Source organism: Paenibacillus sp. RC73, assembly GCF_044908085.1.
Classification (GTDB): Bacteria; Bacillota; Bacilli; order Paenibacillales; family Paenibacillaceae; genus Paenibacillus; species Paenibacillus terrae_A.
Map to the genome: position 1 here is coordinate 40,250 of NZ_JBIYCV010000007.1, position 19,526 is coordinate 59,775.

At 45.5% G+C, this 19,526-nt stretch carries 17 protein-coding genes; 16 read left to right on the top strand and 1 reads right to left on the bottom strand.

Annotated features, from left to right (window positions below):
* Window positions 1-212: 212 nt before the first annotated feature.
* The 15 genes from ABH897_RS17465 to yunB all read left to right on the top strand — a co-directional run bounded on the left by ABH897_RS17465 (window position 213) and on the right by yunB (window position 17,234).
* Window positions 213-1,652: a 6-phospho-beta-glucosidase gene (locus ABH897_RS17465; RefSeq protein ID WP_404519513.1), complete on the top strand. Its 1,440-nt coding sequence runs from the start codon at window positions 213-215 to the stop codon at window positions 1,650-1,652.
* A gap of 274 nt (window positions 1,653-1,926) precedes the next feature.
* A complete protein-coding gene (gene licT, locus ABH897_RS17470; protein WP_404519515.1) occupies window positions 1,927-2,757 on the top strand; it encodes a BglG family transcription antiterminator LicT in 831 nt (276 codons plus the stop codon).
* A gap of 251 nt (window positions 2,758-3,008) precedes the next feature.
* Complete coding sequence (locus ABH897_RS17475) at window positions 3,009-4,883, top strand: beta-glucoside-specific PTS transporter subunit IIABC (protein WP_404592503.1); 1,875 nt, start codon at window positions 3,009-3,011, stop codon at window positions 4,881-4,883.
* Window positions 4,884-5,166: 283 nt separating this feature from the next.
* Window positions 5,167-5,772 carry a bifunctional transcriptional activator/DNA repair enzyme AdaA gene (locus ABH897_RS17480; RefSeq protein WP_283653224.1) on the top strand — a complete coding sequence of 202 codons (606 nt, stop codon included), beginning with the start codon at window positions 5,167-5,169 and terminating at the stop codon, window positions 5,770-5,772.
* Window positions 5,753-6,268: a methylated-DNA--[protein]-cysteine S-methyltransferase gene (locus ABH897_RS17485; RefSeq protein ID WP_404519517.1), complete on the top strand. Its 516-nt coding sequence runs from the start codon at window positions 5,753-5,755 to the stop codon at window positions 6,266-6,268. The genes ABH897_RS17480 and ABH897_RS17485 overlap by 20 nt, the downstream gene beginning before the upstream one ends.
* 2 nt (window positions 6,269-6,270) lie before the next feature.
* Window positions 6,271-7,089, top strand: coding sequence for an SPL family radical SAM protein (locus tag ABH897_RS17490; protein ID WP_404592504.1), 819 nt, complete (start codon window positions 6,271-6,273; stop codon window positions 7,087-7,089).
* A 71-nt stretch (window positions 7,090-7,160) separates the two neighbouring features.
* Window positions 7,161-7,778 carry a DNA-3-methyladenine glycosylase family protein gene (locus ABH897_RS17495; protein WP_283653221.1) on the top strand — a complete coding sequence of 206 codons (618 nt, stop codon included), beginning with the start codon at window positions 7,161-7,163 and terminating at the stop codon, window positions 7,776-7,778.
* A gap of 19 nt (window positions 7,779-7,797) precedes the next feature.
* On the top strand, window positions 7,798-8,487 hold the full coding sequence (locus tag ABH897_RS17500) for a DNA alkylation repair protein (protein WP_283653220.1): 690 nt from the start codon (window positions 7,798-7,800) through the stop codon (window positions 8,485-8,487).
* 70 nt (window positions 8,488-8,557) lie between these two features.
* On the top strand, window positions 8,558-10,153 hold the full coding sequence (locus ABH897_RS17505; RefSeq protein ID WP_404592505.1) for a response regulator transcription factor: 1,596 nt from the start codon (window positions 8,558-8,560) through the stop codon (window positions 10,151-10,153).
* Window positions 10,154-10,176: 23 nt separating this feature from the next.
* Entirely contained in the window at window positions 10,177-12,033 is a 1,857-nt protein-coding gene (locus ABH897_RS17510) for a sensor histidine kinase (RefSeq protein WP_283653218.1), read from the top strand.
* Window positions 12,034-12,132: 99 nt separating this feature from the next.
* Window positions 12,133-13,497 (top strand): ABC transporter substrate-binding protein, encoded by a 1,365-nt coding sequence (locus tag ABH897_RS17515; RefSeq protein WP_283653217.1) that lies wholly within the window; start codon window positions 12,133-12,135, stop codon window positions 13,495-13,497.
* Between the two features lie 32 nt (window positions 13,498-13,529).
* Window positions 13,530-14,432, top strand: a complete 903-nt coding sequence (locus tag ABH897_RS17520) for a carbohydrate ABC transporter permease (protein ID WP_283657299.1) — start codon at window positions 13,530-13,532, stop codon at window positions 14,430-14,432.
* Between the two features lie 2 nt (window positions 14,433-14,434).
* On the top strand, window positions 14,435-15,271 hold the full coding sequence (locus ABH897_RS17525; protein WP_404592506.1) for a carbohydrate ABC transporter permease: 837 nt from the start codon (window positions 14,435-14,437) through the stop codon (window positions 15,269-15,271).
* An 83-nt stretch (window positions 15,272-15,354) separates the two neighbouring features.
* Window positions 15,355-16,287, top strand: coding sequence for an aldo/keto reductase (locus tag ABH897_RS17530; RefSeq protein WP_404592507.1), 933 nt, complete (start codon window positions 15,355-15,357; stop codon window positions 16,285-16,287).
* A gap of 143 nt (window positions 16,288-16,430) precedes the next feature.
* Window positions 16,431-17,234: a sporulation protein YunB gene (yunB, locus tag ABH897_RS17535; RefSeq protein WP_404592508.1), complete on the top strand. Its 804-nt coding sequence runs from the start codon at window positions 16,431-16,433 to the stop codon at window positions 17,232-17,234.
* A gap of 28 nt (window positions 17,235-17,262) precedes the next feature.
* Here the strand turns inward: yunB and ABH897_RS17540 are convergent, their stop codons facing one another.
* Window positions 17,263-18,366 carry a M23 family metallopeptidase gene (locus tag ABH897_RS17540; protein ID WP_283653213.1) on the bottom strand — a complete coding sequence of 368 codons (1,104 nt, stop codon included), beginning with the start codon at window positions 18,364-18,366 and terminating at the stop codon, window positions 17,263-17,265.
* A 249-nt stretch (window positions 18,367-18,615) separates the two neighbouring features.
* Here ABH897_RS17540 and lipA point away from each other — a divergent pair, with 249 nt between their 5' ends.
* Window positions 18,616-19,518 (top strand): lipoyl synthase, encoded by a 903-nt coding sequence (gene lipA, locus ABH897_RS17545; protein ID WP_283653212.1) that lies wholly within the window; start codon window positions 18,616-18,618, stop codon window positions 19,516-19,518.
* The last annotated feature ends 8 nt before the right edge of the window (window positions 19,519-19,526 follow it).

The following is a 19,526-nucleotide window of genomic DNA, read 5'->3' on the forward strand; positions in this document are numbered from 1 at the left end:
GTCGATTGTAGCATCAAATCAATTTGACAGGCTTCCAAATCTTTGTTAGAGTTTCAATCAAATACGTATAACCTTTTCATGGGATGTTACCGTTAGGGCATAACCTGAACCGGCTTGTCTACACTACACGTGTATCTGGGCTAGTTTGGGTTTTTTTATTTCTCCAACCCCTTTCGGCTTTCCCCCATCACACATTTGGAAGGAGAACGTTTATGTCCAGCTTTATTTTTCCGAAAGACTTTTTATGGGGTGGTGCTCTTGCTGCCAATCAGGCCGAGGGTGCTTATCTGGAAGACGGCAAAGGATTGAGCCTGGTGGATCTGTTGCCGACTGGAGAGAAAAGAAGAAGTATCATGCAGGGGAATGTTCCCTCGCTCATTCCGCTCGAAGGCGAATTCTATCCTTCTCACGGAGCGATTGATTTTTACCATCGCTATCGCGAGGATATTGCGTTATTTGCGGAAATGGGTTTCAAGGCGCTGCGTGTTTCCATTGCCTGGGCCCGTATTTTCCCAACGGGAGAAGACGCCACGCCGAATGAAGCCGGGTTACAATTTTACGATGATCTGTTCGACGAATTGCTTAAACATGGCATCCAGCCAGTGGTTACCCTCGCTCATTTTGACGTACCGGTAAATCTGATTGATAAATACGGCAGCTGGCGAAGCCGAAAACTGGTTGCTTTGTTTGAAACATATGCCAAAACAGTATTCGCCCGTTACAAAGATAAAGTGAAATATTGGATGACGTTCAACGAAATTAACATGCTGCTCCATTTGCCGTTTATTGGTGCCGGGCTTGTATTTCAAGAAGGTGAAAACGTCAAACAAATTCAGTATCAGGCTGCACATCACCAGCTTGTTGCAAGTGCATTGGCTGTAAAAGCGTGCCACGAGATCATTCCAGACGCCAAGATTGGCTGTATGCTGGCTGCCGGCAGCTTCTATCCGTATACGTGTAATCCCGAAGATGTTTATCAAGGAATGGAAAAAGACCGCGAGTCCTACTTCTTCATTGACGTGCAGTCACGCGGGGAATATCCTGGTTATGCGAAGCGCTTCTTCAAGGATCATGGACTCTCCATCGAGATGGAACCGGACGACGCGGACATTTTGAAGCATCATACCGTTGACTATATCGGATTCAGTTATTATTCTAGCCGGACGACCAGCACAGACCCGGAAGTTGTCAAAAACATGACGAGCGGCAATGTGTTTGGCTCCGTATCCAACCCGTATCTGGACAAGTCCGATTGGGGCTGGACGATTGATCCGAAGGGGTTCCGTATCACGGCAAACCAATTGCACGACCGCTACCAAAAGCCTCTGTTTGTGGTGGAAAACGGCTTTGGTGCCAACGACGTGGTTTCTCCTGAAGGAGAAGTCAACGACGATTACCGGATCGACTATTTGAAGCGGCATATTGCGGAAATGGGCGAGGCTCTTCAGGATGGGGTTGAGATTATCGGTTATACGAGTTGGGGTCCTATTGACATCGTCAGCGCTTCCTCTGGAGAGATGAAAAAACGCTACGGCTATATTTATGTGGACCGGGATAACGAAGGCAACGGCTCGCTGAACCGGATTAAAAAGAAAAGCTTCCACTGGTACAAAAACGTAATTCATTCCGATGGCGAGAATCTGGGAGAGTAACGTCCCACAAGAAAATAGATCGGACATCCCGTAAGTATGGGGATGTCCGGTCTTCGTTTCTTGGTTGAAAGCGTTGACAATCGACCCTCTTCGGGCTATACTTGACGCAATTCCATCATTTTTAGGATTGTTACTGCATAGGCAGGCAAAACCTAAGCCACGAATAAGCGGATATTACAGTCTTGTTTATTTGTTGAGCTTTGGTTTTTTCTGTTTGTCAGAAACAGGATGGAATAGGTGTGGCTCTTGCTGGCATATGGAACGGGGGATCGAGATGAAAATAGCAAAGGTCATCAACAATAATGTAATTAGTGTCTACCAGACGGACGGTACAGAACTCGTGGTGATGGGCCGCGGGGTTGCTTTTAAGAAAAAGCCTGGAGAAAAAGTAGATGAAACCAGAATTCAGAAAGTATTTGCCCTGAAAAACAAGCAGACGTCCGACAACTTCAAAATGCTGCTGCGTGAGGTTCCGCTGGAACTGATTGTGATTGTGGAAGAGATCATTAATGATGCCAAGCACAATTTAAACAAAAAGCTGAACGAAAATATTTATGTTTCCTTGACTGACCACATCAATTTCGCCGTTGAAAGATACCAGGAAGGATTGGAGATCAAAAACGCGTTATTGTGGGAAGTCAAGCAGTTGTACAAAGAAGAATTTGCGATCGGTCTGAAAACGCTAGAACAAATTAAACAAAAGCTCGATATTGAACTGCCTGTGGACGAAGCGGCTTTTATCGCGATTCACATCGTGAATGCCGAAATGAACGAGGAAGTTATCACCACAATGAGTATTACAAAATTTATGCAGCAAATTATCAATATTGCAAAATATCATTTTAAGGTCGATTTTGACGAGGACTCTCTGAGTTATTTCCGCTTTATTACGCATCTGAAATTTTTCGCCCAGCGTGTGTTTAAGGGGAATCACTACGAAAACAACTACGATCATTTGTATGACATGATCAAGGAAAAGCACAGAGACGCGGCTGCTTGCACGGAGAAAATCGGAGCTTTTGTGGAAAAAGAATACAACCACGAATTGACGAACGAAGAAAAGCTGTATCTGACCGTGCATATTGAGCGGGTGGTTAACAGATAAGCTGGATTTTTCCTGCAAACAGGATAGAGAATATATGGGTAAATATTTTTATTGACAGATATGGTTGATTAATTATATTATGAGAACAACAGGAATTTAATACAGCTTTAACTGGGATTGTTACTGGTTATGCAGGCAAAACCTAAGTCATGAAAAATTGCGGGACAAAAAGCGCCCACCATTTTTCAAGGCTTAGGTTTTTTGTGTGCCTAAATACGTAAAATGCCCATTAGAACATGGAGGTGTCTAGCATGAGTTATGAAAAATTGGCTAAGGAAATTGTTGACCTGGTAGGTGGTGAAAAAAATGTGGTATCCCTCGTACACTGTGCCACCCGCTTGCGTTTTGTGCTAAAGGACGAGGCGAAAGCGGACAAAGAAAAACTGGAAAAAACCGATGGGATCATCACGGTTAAGCAGAGCGGTGGTCAGTTTCAGGTCGTAGTCGGTAACAAAGTACCGGAAGTATACAGTGCTATCAGCAAGGTATCCAACATTTTGGACGAGTCCAAAAAAGATGAAAAACCTGCTAAAGCCAACAAAGGCTTCGGTGCCATTATAGACGTTGTTTCCAGTATTTTTGCACCGCTACTCGGAGTCATGGCGGGAGCCGGTATTCTGAAAGGCCTGCTGCTTATTGCCAGCAACGCTGGATGGCTGACACCAAAGGACACTACCTACATTATTTTGCTGGCTGCCGCGGATAGTCTGTTTTATTTTCTGCCCCTCCTGTTAGCGGTTACAACGGCCCGGAAATTTGAAGGTAACATCTTCGTTGCCCTGACGATTGCCGGAGGATTGCTTTACCCGTCCATCGTCACGTTGAAAACGGAAGGTACACCTACTGACTTTTTCGGTATTCCAATTGTCATGATGAGTTATTCGTCTACGGTTATTCCCATTATTATTGCTATCATTGTCATGAGCAAGCTGGAAAAACTGTGTAACCGGTTGATCCATGAAAGCGTCAAAAATTTTATTACGCCATTGATCCTGCTCGTGATTATGCTTCCTCTGACTTTGATCGTGTTTGGTCCATTCGGGGTCTACGTGGGCAACGGCATCGCAACTGGACTCATTGCCGCGTTCGGCTTCAGCCCGTTGTTGGCTGGCGCAATCATGGGTGCTTGCTGGCAAATTCTCGTTATTTTCGGCGTCCATTGGGGTCTCGTACCTGTATTTATTAATAACATTGCTGTGAACGGAAGAGACGGAATCAAACCTTCCGCTGCGGCTTCCATCTTCGCTCAAACCGGTGCTGCGTTTGGTGTCATGCTTAAAACAAAAAATAAAAAGTTGAAGACCTTGGCGGGTTCCGCTACGCTTACCGCATTGTTCGGTATCACAGAACCAGCCGTATATGGAGTCACGCTTCCGCTGAAACGTCCGTTTATTGCAGGTATTATCGGCGGTGCTATCGGTGGTGCAATTATCGGCCAAGCGGGAACGCAAGCATTCGCTTCCGGCGCGCCGGGACTGCTGACCTTGCCCATCTTCTACGGCCCCGGCGGACAAGGCTTCCCGGGACTGATTTTAGGAATTTCGGTATCGTTTCTGGTTTCAGCCATTCTGACTTATATTTTAGGGTTTGAAGATCCGGTTGAAGCGGAAGAATCACCCGAAAATTCGACTAAAGAACCAGTTCATACAACAGATGTTTCTAACGAAGAGGTATTTAGTCCGATTGAAGGAACCGTTGTCTCCCTCTCGGAAGTTCCCGATCCCGCATTTGCGTCGGAGGCTATGGGTAAAGGCGTCGCCATCGAACCGACATCGGGCAAAGTTGTAGCCCCTTTCGACGGGACGATTACCGTGGCGTTCAAGAAAAAACATGCGCTTGCGGTTGTTTCGCCCCAAGGCGCAGAAATTCTGATTCATGTGGGAGTAGACACGGTTAGGCTGGACGGTAAACATTTTATCTCCCATATCAAAGAAGGCGACCAGGTAAAAGCGGGGGACCTTCTGCTCGAATTTGACGTTGAGCAGATCAGGGCAGAAGGCTACCCTACGATTACGCCGATTATCGTTACGAATTCTTCCGCTTATTCAGAAATCCTTCCAACCACCAAAGGACAGGTGCAGATGCAGGACCCACTGTTAAAACTGTTCGGCGGTACGAATGAGTAAGAGGGAATTGCCTGAATACGTCTGTTGAATAACCAGAATAAGTGATTTAGTGAGTTGAACAAGCCGCTCTTTTCGGGGTTAGTAGGATACAAACCTATAACCGAAGAGGCGGCTTTGCGTATTATCAGGTTAGCTGGTTTTTATGAATAGGTGGCTCCGATGGAGTCATCTTTTTTCGTTATCTTGCCTTTACATTCCAAGAGGGGTACATATGTTCACTGTTTGGTTTATAATTTAAACATAGATATGTGGGAGGCTACATCGCAAATGAGAGGTGAATGTAATGAAGAAATCCGAGTTGCCCATAACTAGCGAGAAGTGGAAAGCTATTGTGGAGAACGACAAGTCTTATGATGGTGAATTTTTTTATGCTGTGAGGACAACAGGAATATTTTGTCGCCCCTCCTGCAAATCCCGCCCTCCCAAAAGAGAAAACATCCGCTTATTCAAAACAGCAGAACAGGCTTTAGCGGAGCATTTTCGACCATGCAAAAGGTGTAAACCGACGGGGCAACGCTTGCCTGATCATGAATGGATTGCGTTGGTTACAGAGTATGTGGATTCTAACTATAAGGAAAATTTAACGCTGCACTTGCTTGCAGAAATGAGTCATGGGAGCCCTTACCATTTACATCGTACCTTCAAGCGGGTCATGGATATAACCCCGATGGAATATATACAGCAAACCAGATTGGAACAAGCCAAGCAACAGCTAATGAACTCGGATAAGTCAGTTGCGGAAGTAGGGGAGAGCGTAGGTCTGTCCAATACCCCTTACTTTTCTACGTTATTTAAAAAGAATACAGGCTACACGCCTTTGCAATATCGCCACCTTAAATCAGAAAAATTACAAAATGGAGGTATACATCATGTTAACCCAAACCCCTAAAACGATCTATTGGTCATTGTTAACCCATGAAGATTGGAATTTATATATTGCAGCTACACCGGATGGATTATGTTATGTAGGCTCACCCGATAAACCTTTAGAGGAATTGGCTTTGTGGGCAGGAAGCCGATTTCCTGGCAGTCCATTGGTTGAAGATGATGAGGTCTTGCAGCCCTATGCCACAGAACTAATGGAATACTTTCAAGGGAAACGCACAAGTTTTACCGTTCCTTTTGACTTTCGGGGGACTGCGTTTCAAATGGCGGTCTGGAACGCGCTGTGTGGCATTCCGTATGGAGAGACACAATCCTACTCAGACATTGCCCACGCTATCCAAAAGCCTGCCTCTGTTCGGGCGGTGGGGGCTGCAATCGGTGCTAACCCGATTCTGGTCACCGTCCCATGCCATCGGGTCATCGGCAAAAATGGTGCTTTAACCGGATATCGCGGTGGTTTGGACATGAAAGTAAAGCTTTTGCAGCTTGAAAGAGGTTAACCATGGAAGCACATCATATATACAAATCCCCCAATACCCTTCTGAATAAAGGAACAGGCTTCTTGTCCGGGTATACGCACTCGCTAAATCCGTATACAGGCTGCACATTTGGTTGCTCGTATTGCTATGTGCGCCAAATGCCAGTCTCCACGTTCCGTAAGGAAGCTTGGGGAACATGGGTTGATATTAAAAAGCAGGCGGCAGATATTCTTCGCAAGGAGCTTCGGCGGGCCAAATCCAGGGGGAAAGTCACTATTTTTATGTCTTCCAGCACAGATCCTTATCAACCTGTCGAGTACAAGGAAGAAGTGACCCGTTCACTGCTGGAGGTGATGGTGGAAGATCCGCCGGATTTCCTGTTTGTACAGACTCGCAGTCCGCTTGTACGGCGGGATATCGACCTGTTGCTCCAACTAGAGGATCGCGTACGGGTGAGCATGACGGTAGAAACAGACCTCGAAGATATACGCAAACATTTTACGCCGGATGCGCCCCCTATTCAGGCCCGTTTCAAGACGCTGCAACTGTTAAAAGAGGCAGGAGTACCGACGCAAGCCACAATCGCTCCGATGCTTCCAAGTAGCGAACATTTTGCGGACAAGCTTTTGCCACTGGTCAACCGTATCTGTATTGATGATTATTTTATGGGAGACGGCAGTGGAGGAAGGCGTACACGAAGCTTAAATATCGGTGCGCTGTACGAGCCGTTAGGGCTGGAGGATTGGTATCATCCGGCTGCCTACAAGGCGGTCTACGAACAATTTCGCAACGTTTTTCCTGAAGAACAGCTTTTTGTGAGCCGTGAAGGATTTGAGCCCTGAGTTTGGAATAGACCTCATTCCAATGGAATGTGGGTGGGACAGCATAAGGGTTGTAGAGGGGGAAGCTGAGTTTGCAAACTGTGATCACGAGAAATTTTGACTATGGGGAGAAGGAAATCAATTATCTGAAAAATGTGGATACCGTACTCGGTACAGCAATGACGCAAATGGGCAAGGTTGAACGAGTGATTATTCCCGATCTGTTCGCTGCGCTTGTTCATGCGATTGTGGGACAGCTTATTTCTGCCAAGGCGGTTCAAACCATATGGGCAAGAATGCAGGAGAAGCTGGGTGCGATGAATTCGGAAAATATAGCGACCCAGTCGGTTGATGCTATTCAAAGCTGTGGTATAACGATGAAAAAGGCGGCTTGTATCCTGAATATAGCCCAAACGATAGAGCAGGGTTTGTTGGATTTGCAGGAATTATATGAACTCTCCGATACACAAGTGATTCAAAAACTGTCCTCGCTGCATGGGATAGGTCCGTGGACGGCTGAAATGATGCTGATTAATTCCATGGAACGTCCGGATGTCGTCAGTTGGGGCGATATAGCTATTCGGCGGGGGATGATGAAGCTGTACAATCTGGATACACTTACCAGGGAGCAATTCGAGGAGTACTGTCGAGTCTATTCGCCTTATGGTTCGGTGGCCTCTATTTATTTATGGAGTATTTCATTTCGTTAAGGATCAGGGAGTGGGAATTGTGAAAACAACAATCAGAGAACAAATACTATTATATGTCGATTCAGATTTTCAAAAATTTACGGCGGCATTGCTTCCGAATATTGATAATGTGCTGGGCGTACGTCTGCCGGTACTACGTAAGCTGGCTCAGGATATTGCCAAGGGCGATTGGCATCTCTACCTTGAAACCGCTGAAAGTGAACATTTCGAAGAAGTAATGCTACAAGGTATGGTGATTGGCTATGTGAAAGCAGATATAGAGGAAGTTTTGGGCTACGTCGCCAGTTTTATTCCTAAAATTGATAATTGGTCAGTGTGTGACAGCTTCTGCGCCGGATTAAAATGTACGAAAAATCATAAGGAACGGGTATGGGACTTTATCCAGCCGTATCTGTCATCCAGAAAAGAATATGAAATTCGGTTTGGCGTGGTCATGCTTCTGAATTTTTATATTGAGGAAGAGTATATCATCCGGGTACTGCAATGGATGGATCAAACCCACCGTGAGGATTATTATGTACAAATGGCGGTCGCATGGGCAATATCTATCTGTTATATCAAGCTGCCTGAGATGACGATGAATTACTTGAAAAACAATACACTGGATGATTTTACGTTCAATAAAGCTTTGCAAAAGATCACGGAATCATACCGGGTGGATCAGGAAACGAAAACAACCATTCGCAGTATGAAGCGAAAAAGAAATTAGGATTGGACCCCACCTGTAAGTGTTATACTGAAAAAAACATGCGTGTATGAAAACGACAGGAGGGGAGTCAGTGAATTCGATCCCGCTGGGAGTGCTTGTTGTAGATGATGAAACTAGACAGCGTCGAGGGTTGGCTGCCATGGTCAGGGATTTACGTCCCGAATACGAGGTATGGGAAGCCAAGAACGGGAAAGATGCTCTGACCATTTCGTTGTCCAAACCGATCCAGATCGTTTTTACAGATATTCAAATGCCGATTATGAATGGACTTGAATATCTCCAACAATTGAGAACATCCGGTCAGCATGAGACCAAAGTTATTTTAGTGACAGTCTACCAGGAATTTAGCTATGCACAGCAGGCGGTGCGGTACGGGGCGAATGATTATTTGGTGAAACCCGTGCAATCGCAGAAGCTAATTGAAGTGATTCAACACATGGAAAAGGTAATTGTACAAGAACAGGAAGCACTCAGCGAAAATCGAACGGCGTTGAACCAGATCGAGCAGAGTATGCCTGCATTTTTGGAGCATTTGTTTAGCAAATGGGTGACAGACAAGTTACAGGCTCACGAGAAAAGCCTGTTAAAGAGTCACTTTGGATGGCAGGGGCTAGGAGAGGTTCTCGCGTTGGGAGCATCTGCCTCCCGCCCGGAGGATATTCATGAGTGGGATTCCCTACTCCGTAATACGGTTGCTGAAATATTGCGGCCTTGGGCGTCATCTGTCGTGTTTCCACTCGAATCCCATAAAGAGCATGTGGTCGCAGTTGTAAATTGGAAGGACAGGGTTGAAGGTAAGGAGGCCAAAAGTGCACTTCAAGTTGGACTGGAAAAGATGGAGCAGCAGCAATCTATTTCGATCTGGTCTGCTTGGGGTCAACCTTTTGATTTTGATGAGATGCAAATAAGCCAATCTCTCGAAAAGGCCGTTCGCCTCATCTCCATGCGTTTTTATACCCCTCACATCAGATGTTTGGACCTTGTCGTTTCAGATGATGAACAGCCGGTACAGGAAATGAGCGCACACGAACAAATGACCAATTTGAAATTTATTGAAAGCGCTATCTCGAATGAAGAGACCGATCAGCTATTGGATAGGGTGCAACATTTCATTGGACGAATGACGCAAGGGTATCCTGCACCTGAAGCGCTTAAAACGAAATTGATACAGCTCCTATTGGTTAGTTTACAAAGGTTAAATATAGGGTGGAGTGAAGAATTTTACTCGCGTCATTCGGAGCAGATGAACAAAGCTGTCTTGGAAGCCACATGTCTTCAGGACCTCCAGGATCGTGTTGCATCATGGCTTAAAGAACTGATCCTTGAGCTTCATAGCGGTTCCAAAGGCGAACCCATTATGAAAAAGTGCAAGGAATTTCTGGACACGCACCTACATGAAGACCTAAGTCTGGAGATTGTGGCCCGGCGCTTCCACTATAATGCGTCCTATTTTAGTATTCTGTTCAAAAATTATTTTGGACTCTCGTTCACAGAATATATGGTGAAGCTCAGGATGCAAAAGGCTCAGCACTTACTGCTGCATACAGACGCCAAGGTCGTAGAAATTAGTAGACAGGTTGGTTATAAAGATATCAAGTATTTTTTTAAAGTTTTCAAAAAAAACGTAATGCATACACCGGAAGAATTTCGCAGGAAATTCAACTGATCGTTAGGGGAAAGGAAGGTACGATGCGCCAAGTTAAATATATGTATCAAAAATTTTTGGACAGTAGCTTTCGTACGAAGTTGATGCTGTCCTATTTTTTGTTGTCTGGTTTTATGGTTTTGATCCTGGGTTTTGTTTACTTCGAAACGAGCGCACGGAATATTACTACAAACGTAACAGATAGCGTTACAAGCGTTCTGCGTAGTAATAACCAGCTGCTGGATAACAAGCTAACTGCTATTCAAAAAACCGTAGATATGATTCCGATCGACCATGACCTTCTTCAGACCATTACGGACGTGGATATTTCGGATTCTTCATCGCTTTTACGAGCTGATCGCAGCATTACGAAAATTTTGTACAGATACTTTGGCAATATGGAGGAAGTATACGCTTCCCAGATTATGACGCGAAATTATGCATACGGAAGCACCAATCGGATGTATATTCCCGTTCAGCCGTTTTATTCTTCTCCCTTGGCGACAACGGCGGTGGAAGCAGAGGGGGCTACCAAGTGGATTCCCGCCTATTCGTATGCCGATACATTTCATCAGCAGGATTTAAAACGAGGCTCCTATGAGTTTAGTTCTTTATTTGCTGTGGTGAAGCAGCTTCACTTGACTGCAATAGATGATGCGGGAACCTTCCACACGCTTCCGGAGGGAAAGGAAAAGCCAATACTTATATTGAATTTCCGTCCTGACTTGTTAAAAGGGGGTTTTGAAGATTACGCAGCCCGTAGCGGATTTGCACATCTATCCTACGGTATGATTCATGATAAAAACGGGATGGTCATTAGTTCAGACCTACAGCAACAAGAGGGAGAGCCCGTGGCGGATTGGCTTAAGGATGCCATTACTTCGGAACAAGGGATGAAAATGGTAAACGTTAAGGGTCAAACTATCCTACTTGTTTACGAAGCGATGAAGACAACAGGCTGGGTATCTTATATAGCTATTCCCATGGAAGATGTATTGGAACATCTGTCGACGATTCGCACCTACACGTTGTTTTTTTTAGGCTTTATGATGCTCATTGCCGTTATCCTTGCTTATTTACTGTCTGTATACATCAGCAAGCCCATCACGGATATGAAACAGGCGATGAAAGTGATGGAGAAGGGGCATTTTGATATTCGAATTCCTGAACGAGGCTATGATGAACTAGGGGATCTGGTGATCCGATTTAATCAAATGAATGAAAAAATTAAAGATTTAATCGAGGAAAATTACAAATCACGCCTGCGAGCCAAAGAGTCGGAGTTAATGGCACTTAATCTACAGCTTAATCCTCATTTTTTGTATAACACCTTAACGACCATGTATTGGATTGCATTAGAACATAAACAGCAAGGATTAGGGCAGATGATCATTAGTCTGGCGGAAATGCTGCAAATTACGACCCGAAACAAAAACGACACATGGAGCTTGGAGACAGATCTGAATTGGCTGGAAAAATACATTTATATTATGCAGAATCGCTTTGAGGACAAGTTTACGGTGGAATATGATATTGATCCGGTTTTGCTTCAGATGGAAGTTCCCAAACTTTTTTTACAGCCTTTCGTGGAGAATTCAATTATTCACGGCTTCGCCGAAATGGAATCAGGTGGTCGGATTAGGATCACAGCCTGGATCGAGAAGCAATTGGTGTGTTTTAAAGTCGAGGATAATGGATTAGGAATTCAAGAAGATCATATACGCCGAATTCAAGCTGGAGAAATCCGTTCAACGGGCATTAAAAATGTAGACAGAAGAGTACGGCTGTTATATGGGATGGAATATGGGGTTACGCTCCACTCGCCAGCAGGCAAGGGGACATTTGTCCTGATTCGAATCGGAGAAATTCATAGATCTAATCAAATGACACCAATCCAATGAGAGTACGACTTTTAATAATGTAAGCGTTTGCTAAAATGGGTTTAGTGACGAAGTAACAAACGAAAGGATAAAAAAATAAACGGTTTGGGGGCGTTACTCATGTTAAAACGAAAGTTATGGATCGTCTGCATGTGCTTGATCGTTGGGCTTATGTCAGCCTGTAGTTCAAATGAGAGCAGCAGCAAGCCAGTAGATTTGCAGGGTCACGAGCAAGTGACACTGACTTATGCCAGTTGGGGGAGCACCAATGAAAAGAAAGTTCAACAGGAAATCGCCAAAAAATTCACAGAGAAATATCCGTGGATCAAAATCAACTATATGCATATCCCCGGGGACTACGTTACCAAATTAACGACGATGTTTGCTGCCAATCAGGCACCCGATGTATTTCCCATTTATAAAGCACAGGCTCTGCAATGGGCCGAACAAGGCAAACTATATAATTTAAATGAATTTTTGAAGGAGGATAAGGAGCTAACGAAGGAAAGTCTCATTCCTAATTCAGTCATCTATTGGGATAAGGACAAAGTGGCAGGGATCAAGGTAACTGAGGAAGCCTTCGCGCTCTATTACAATAAAGATTTGTTTGATAAGGCTGGTGTTGCTTTGCCGCCAGTAAAGACTGAGGAGGCTTGGACATGGGAGCAGTTTTTAGAGACCGCACAAAAGCTCACCATTGATAAAGCGGGAAATAATGCGCTCAGTCCCAATTTCGATGCAAGTAACATTAAACAGTATGGAGTTCGGTTTGACACATGGATGTGGCATCTGCTTGTGCCTTCCAATAACGCAAGTGTCATTTCAGACAAAGGGGACTCGCTTAATCTTGAGAATCCTGATGTGATTGAAGCTGTTCAGAAGATGGCTGATCTGATCAACGTTTATCATGTGGCACCGTCGCCGACGCAGTCCAAAAATATACCTTCCCCAGCCGTAGCACTGCAAAGTAAACGTGTAGCGATGGATCTGGATGGGCAGTGGGTTCAACTGGATCTTGGAGAATCGAAGGTGAATTTCGGTGTAGGCGTGTTACCTAAACTGAAAAGCAGCAAAACGATCCTGTTTGGCGAACCGGAAGTGATTTCTGCCAAAACCAAACATCCTGAAGAAGCATGGATGTTTTATAAATTCTTGCTGGATGCTGAAAGCGGACTTGACATGCATTCTAGCGGATTGTGGATGCCTGTCATGAAAAAATGGTACACCGAACCAGACTTGATTAGCAAATGGGCGGATGTTAAACCAGGTCATGCGGATGGGTACCGTGATGCTGTCATGAACCAAACGCTGCATAACGGTGTCAATTCTTACGACTATTATCTGAAAAACTCGGAAAAAATCAATGCTATCATTAACCCGGCGTTGGATCAGGTATGGCTAGGCAAGAAAACGGTGGAGCAAGCATTCAAGGAGGTTTCCGCAAAGGCTAACGCGGAATTTAAGGGTACGTATCCGAAAGAATAGGGTGAATGTTTTGACAGAAAGAGAGGGATAGAATGCAATCATTATCTTCTATTCGCAAGAGAGAAAATGGGTTAGGGTGGCTTTTTGCCGCCCCTGCTATTCTCGGCTTTGTCATTTTTGTTCTGGGACCGATGATCGCCAGTCTGTGGTTCAGTCTTACTGATTATAAGGTTGCTTCACAGGCCCATTTTATTGGTCTGGATAATTACATCCAATTATTTGACGGAACGGATCAGTTTTTCTATAAATCGCTTGGGGTTACGTTTTATTATGTGTTTCTGAGTGTGCCCCTTCAAATTATTGTAGCTTTCTTTTTGGCGATATTACTTAATCAAAAGGTAAAAGGTTTGGCTTTTTTCAGGACTGTTTTTTACCTGCCGACCATTGTGCCACTTATTGCATCGTCTATGATTTGGATGTGGCTGTTTGATCCGGATCTTGGCTTGCTAAATGTGGTCCTGCGTGCGCTGCATTTGCCCGAAAGTCAATGGATTTATAGCGAAGGGTCGGTAGTCCCTACTCTTGTTTTAATGAGTTTATGGACCGTTGGAGGGACCATGATTATTTTTCTGGCGGGCTTGCAGGATATACCTAGACATTATTATGAAGCCATTGAAATTGACGGTGGGAATGCTCTTCACAAGCTTATCTATATTACAATTCCATTGACATCGCCCACTATTTTCTTCAATACGATTATGGGCTTCATTGGAGGCTTTCAGGTGTTTGTTCAGCCTTACGTCATGACACAGGGCGGACCCAACAACTCCAGCTTGTTTTATACATTTTATTTGTTCCGTGAGGCATTTACGTTTTCGAATATGGGTTATGCCTGTGCTATTGCCTGGGTGCTCTTTATTGTCGTTTTGATATTCACTGCCTTTCTGTTCAAGACGGCCCGAAAATGGGTGTATTACGAAGGCGGGGGGGCTTGAGGATGAAAAAACGTGGTTGGAGCTGGAGCAGGGTGTTGCTATACACAGTTCTCATTGTGGGCTCACTTTTTTGCATGTTTCCTTTTTACTGGCTGGTGCGAAGCTCCATGATGGATTTAAGCCAAATTTTCCTGATCCCGCCAAAATGGATTCCCGAGCCTTTTGTATTCGAGAATTTTTTACAGCCGTTTGAAGAATTATCGTTTGGGCGCTATTTTGTGAATACGTTTATCGTCGTTGCAGAGACTTTGGCGGGTGTACTTCTGTCGAGTACGATTTCTGCTTATAGCTTTGCACGAATGAGATGGAAGGGAAGGGATAAGGTATTTGCCGTGCTATTAAGCAGCATGATGCTGCCGTTTGCGGTTACGCTAATACCGTCTTTTATTGGTTGGCAGGCATTAGGCATGGTCAATTCGTACGTTCCACTGGTGTTACCTTCGTTTTTTGGTGGAGGCGTTTTTAATATCTTTTTGCTCAGACAATTTTACATGACTCTTCCGCGAGAACTGGATGAAGCTGTATTTGTGGATGGAGGCAACCATTTTACCATCTTTACTCGCATTATTTTACCTTTGTCGAGGTCGGCAATTTTGGTTATCGGATTGTTTACATTTTTGAATACATGGAATGATTTTATGGGACCGCTGGTTTATCTTAATGATGAGAGCAAATTTACGTTGGCGATTGGGCTACAGCAGTTTCAGGGAATATATTCGGCTCAATGGGGCGTTTTGATGGCAGCTTCTTTAATTGTTGTCTTGCCTGCTATTATTTTGTTTGCCATAGGACAGAAGTATTTTATGGAAGGGATTGCCTTAACGGGGATTAAAGGATAAGAGCCACTGCCAGGTACGCACTTTGATTTTTTTGGAATTTAATATTAAAATGGAAGTAACTTTCGAAAAGGAGATGACGTGAATTGGCAGAGCAAGTGCGTATTGGCAAAACAGATCTATATGTAAAGCAAATCGGTTTGGGTGCAAATAAGGTGGGAGGACATAATCTTTTTTCCGGTTTGAACGATGAAACGGGCAAAGAAGTCGTTCGCACAGCTTTGGATAACGGCATCAATTTTCTGGATACGGCTTTTATTTATGGACCTGAGCACTCAGAGCGGTTGATCGGTGAGGTGCTGAAGGAGCGCGGTAAACGTGAGGAAGCTGTCATTGCGACCAAGGGGGCACACAAATTTGTGAACGGAGAGGTTGTTGTTGACAACTCGCCTGCTTTTTTACGTGAATCCGTCGAATCCAGTCTGAAAAGATTGCAGACCGATTATATTGATCTGTTTTATATCCATTTCCCGGATGAAGCTACGCCGAAGGCAGAGGCTGTCGGAGAATTGAAGAAGCTCAAGGACGAAGGCAAAATCAAGGCCATAGGCGTATCTAACTTTTCCATTGAACAACTTAAGGATGCGAATAGTGACGGCTATGTAGATGTGCTTCAATCCGAATATAATTTGCTCCAACGGGAAGCGGAAAAGGAACTGCTGCCTTACACCAAGGCCAATGGCATTTCGTTTGTGCCTTATTTCCCGCTGGCTTCCGGATTGCTGGGCGGTAAGTATACGAAAGACACAACCTTCACAGACAACAGAGCGAAAAGTCCATTATTCCAGGGAGAGGCATTTGCTCGTAATTTGGACAAAGTGGAGCAGGTACGGGAGATTGCCAATGCGTTGAATGCAGAGGTTGCTCATGTTGTGCTCGCATGGTATTTGATCCACGATTCGATTGATGCCCTCATTCCAGGGGCGAAGGGGCCGGAGCAGGTGCTGGCGAATCTGAAAACGCTGGATGTTAAGCTGAGTCAGGCAGATATTGAAAAGATTGACCATATTTTTAAATAATTTTTTCAAATAATACTTAAGAGTCACATCGTGGGATTATATATTTTTAGCACACCCAAGGGAGCTGCCGGACGGGCAGCTTCTTTTTCGTGTACCCCTCGCATATCCTTGTAGGGTAAGCTCATCGCTGCGGGGGGATCGGGATGAAGAGAAGACCGCATTGGCATAGCCGGCCCAACAGAAGAAGACAAGGCAGACGCAGAGTATGGCTCATTGTGGGGCTGATACTGCTGGTAGGAATCGTACAGATTGCCTCTTATGTGGAGCAGCATTTGAAACCGCCTATGATGCATTTGGCAAAAGTGCGGGTCAAGCAAATGGCGACGGAGGCCATTAATTCAGCGATTACTGCGCAGGTGGAGCAGGGGGAGACCGCTGATAAACTGATCGAATGGAGAACGGATGCGCAAGGGAAAACCTCCGGCTTTGTTCTGAATTATGCGGAGCATATGAGAATTACTTCGGATACGCTCAGGGCAGTCAAGGCAACGATGGACAGCATGAGCCATTTTGATGAGAGCGTTCCAATCGGTCAGGCATTGGGTAGTCCGCTGTTGGCAGCCTATGGCCCGAAGGTCCCACTCAAGGTGGAGCCGCATGGAGCAATCAAGGTAGATTTAAATACACGTCAGCAGGATGCGGGCATCAACATGATTTTGGTGGAGGTGTATATTCGGATTACGACGGAGGTGTCCGTCGTGATTCCTTTTGAAATGCAGCCTCAGATTGTGGAGACGGAAATTCCGGTGTCTTATTTGCTCGTGGTGGGCAATGTCCCGATGTACTACTATGATAATCAGGGTAAGCCCGTTGGTAAAAATGGAGCCATCGCCCCTAATTTGGCGCTGCCACCCCATTCGATAGAGAGAGGCGCTGCGGATTCCGGCATAGAGAGTGTTCCACAGATGCAGCAAGACGAACCCACCACTTCATCTCCAACGCCATAAGCGAAGGCAAGTGGAATGTGAAGGGACCTTATGTGGAGGTCCCTTTTACTTTACTGGTTTTGAGCGCTTTACGCTCCGTTTGCTCCCATTGTCTTAATAACGGATACGGGTCAAAGGACCAGTCCATCCAACCGTTGTCCCGGTATATGCCGTAGTGCAGATGTGGCGGGAATTTACCCTGGGTACCGGGCTTGCCGTAACCCGAGCTTCCGACCCAGCCGACAATCTGACCTGGCTTGACAATGTCCCCGTTGTGAACGGTCTTGTCAAAGCCAGAGAGGTGCGCATAGTAGTGATAGCGGTTGCTGAGATCCCGAATCCCGATTCGCCATCCACCGAACGGATTCCAGCCTTTCATTTCCACTACGCCGTAGCAGGTACTGCGAACCGGAACGCCATAGCCAGCGAATAGGTCTGTTCCTTCATGAATGCGGTAACCGCCCCAGCTCCGACGACTGCCCCAAGTGCTGCGATAGCTATAAATGCTGCCCAAGGGAAGCGGGAAGGCTTGTTTGCCAAGCTCCAGCTTTCCATATGTCCGATACAGCTTGGCAAACTGCTGTACCCTTTGAACGGCACGGCTGTTGTGGTAATATTCCCATACCGCAATGGAAAACTCATCCTCTGTGCTTCCATATTTACCGAGATAAGAGGCGATGCTGAACAGCAAGTCCCTGTCATCATCACGGTTAGCAATTCCGTCACCCGAACCGTCCTGTCCCAATCCGGAAAAAAAAGAAATGGAACGTGGATGCCGATCCTCGGGATCAGGGTTCATCAGACCCGACCAGACGGGGGCGGTGACAAAGATACCTGTGACTCGCTCCGCATGCTTGCGATCCTTGGGATGCGCAATCGTAAGCGTACGTTCATACTGGTCGATAGCGGCCAGCCTGTACCAGGGAATCCCTGTCAAGGCTTCGACGGAACGATATAGAGCAAGCCTGAACGTATACAATGATGACTGGGAATTTGGAGTAGCCACATGTGCTTGCTGAATGCTTTGGGATGATGTTTGTAAAGGTTTGGCCAAGGCCTGAGCAGGAAGCGGACAGGCCATTGTTAATGTAGTAGCACATAACAGCAGCGGCAACAGGCGAACAGCGCGGACTGTACGTTTAGGGTAAGGCACGTGAACCAACCTCCTCATAAGGGAGCTTGACAGCCCCCGTAGATTACAGGCCCGCATCCAACGGCATCGGTACGGGCGCTTTGGTTTAGATTGAGCCATATCCGTCGCTTTTATCCATATAAGGATTTTACTTTTCCGGCATCAAAGTCATATCAAAAAGGGAACAATGAATGGAGGTTTTTCCATGGCTTTCATGTTATAATGTATGGCAATGACAGCCCAAGCTTATCAGAAAGAAGGTCTATGCCATTGTCTAGAAAAGTGAAGGAAGCCAAGCCCGACTGGATTCGTATTAAACTCACGACAGGCGATAACTATCAGGAAATCAAGAGCATGATGCGTTCCAAGACATTACATACCGTATGTGAGGAGGCGCGATGCCCTAATATATATGAATGCTGGGCCAACAGGACAGCTACATTTATGATTTTGGGTGATATTTGTACGCGTGCGTGCCGTTTTTGCGCAGTGAATACGGGAATGCCTACGGAACTGGACTTACAGGAGCCTGAACGCGTCGCGGAAGCGGCTGAAAACATGAACTTGAAACACTGTGTCGTAACCAGTGTGGCCCGCGATGATTTGAAGGATGGGGGAGCCACTATATTTGCAGAAACGGTGCGGGCGATTCGTCGTCGTTTGCCTTTTTGCAGCGTAGAAGTGTTGATTCCCGATTTTATGGGCGATATCGAATCGCTGCGTATTGTCATGGATGCCAAGCCAGATATTTTGAATCATAATATTGAAACGGTGGAGCGGATGTCCGATAAAGTTCGGGCCAAGGCCAAATACCGTCGCTCCCTGGAGCTTCTTCAACGTGCAAAGCAATTAAATCCGTCCATCCCTACCAAATCCAGTATCATGCTGGGTGTGGGAGAAGAGTGGGACGAGATCTTACAAACCATGGATGATCTGCGTAAAGTCGATTGCGATATTATGACAATTGGACAATATTTGCAGCCATCCGAGAAACATTTGTATGTGCAAAAATATTACCCACCGGAAGATTTTGCGAAGTTAAAGGAAGAGGGATTACAACGGGGGTTCAGCCACGTCGAATCTGGTCCGTTGGTCCGCAGCTCCTACCAAGCGCATGAGCAGGTGAAATCTGCCGCTCAGCATAAGGAAGAAGGCGCCCTTTCGCAGGCTTGATCCGGGAA

What these genes read in the sequence shown, in the direction of transcription:
- ABH897_RS17465 (WP_404519513.1), top strand. Translation starts at nt 213, where the DNA reads ATGTCCAGCTTTATTTTTCCGAAAGACTTTTTATGGGGTGGTGCTCTT.
- licT (WP_404519515.1), top strand. Translation starts at nt 1,927, where the DNA reads ATGAAAATAGCAAAGGTCATCAACAATAATGTAATTAGTGTCTACCAG.
- ABH897_RS17475 (WP_404592503.1), top strand. Translation starts at nt 3,009, where the DNA reads ATGAGTTATGAAAAATTGGCTAAGGAAATTGTTGACCTGGTAGGTGGT.
- ABH897_RS17480 (WP_283653224.1), top strand. Translation starts at nt 5,167, where the DNA reads ATGAAGAAATCCGAGTTGCCCATAACTAGCGAGAAGTGGAAAGCTATT.
- ABH897_RS17485 (WP_404519517.1), top strand. Translation starts at nt 5,753, where the DNA reads ATGTTAACCCAAACCCCTAAAACGATCTATTGGTCATTGTTAACCCAT.
- ABH897_RS17490 (WP_404592504.1), top strand. Translation starts at nt 6,271, where the DNA reads ATGGAAGCACATCATATATACAAATCCCCCAATACCCTTCTGAATAAA.
- ABH897_RS17510 (WP_283653218.1), top strand. Translation starts at nt 10,177, where the DNA reads ATGCGCCAAGTTAAATATATGTATCAAAAATTTTTGGACAGTAGCTTT.
- ABH897_RS17515 (WP_283653217.1), top strand. Translation starts at nt 12,133, where the DNA reads ATGTTAAAACGAAAGTTATGGATCGTCTGCATGTGCTTGATCGTTGGG.
- ABH897_RS17520 (WP_283657299.1), top strand. Translation starts at nt 13,530, where the DNA reads ATGCAATCATTATCTTCTATTCGCAAGAGAGAAAATGGGTTAGGGTGG.
- ABH897_RS17525 (WP_404592506.1), top strand. Translation starts at nt 14,435, where the DNA reads ATGAAAAAACGTGGTTGGAGCTGGAGCAGGGTGTTGCTATACACAGTT.
- yunB (WP_404592508.1), top strand. Translation starts at nt 16,431, where the DNA reads ATGAAGAGAAGACCGCATTGGCATAGCCGGCCCAACAGAAGAAGACAA.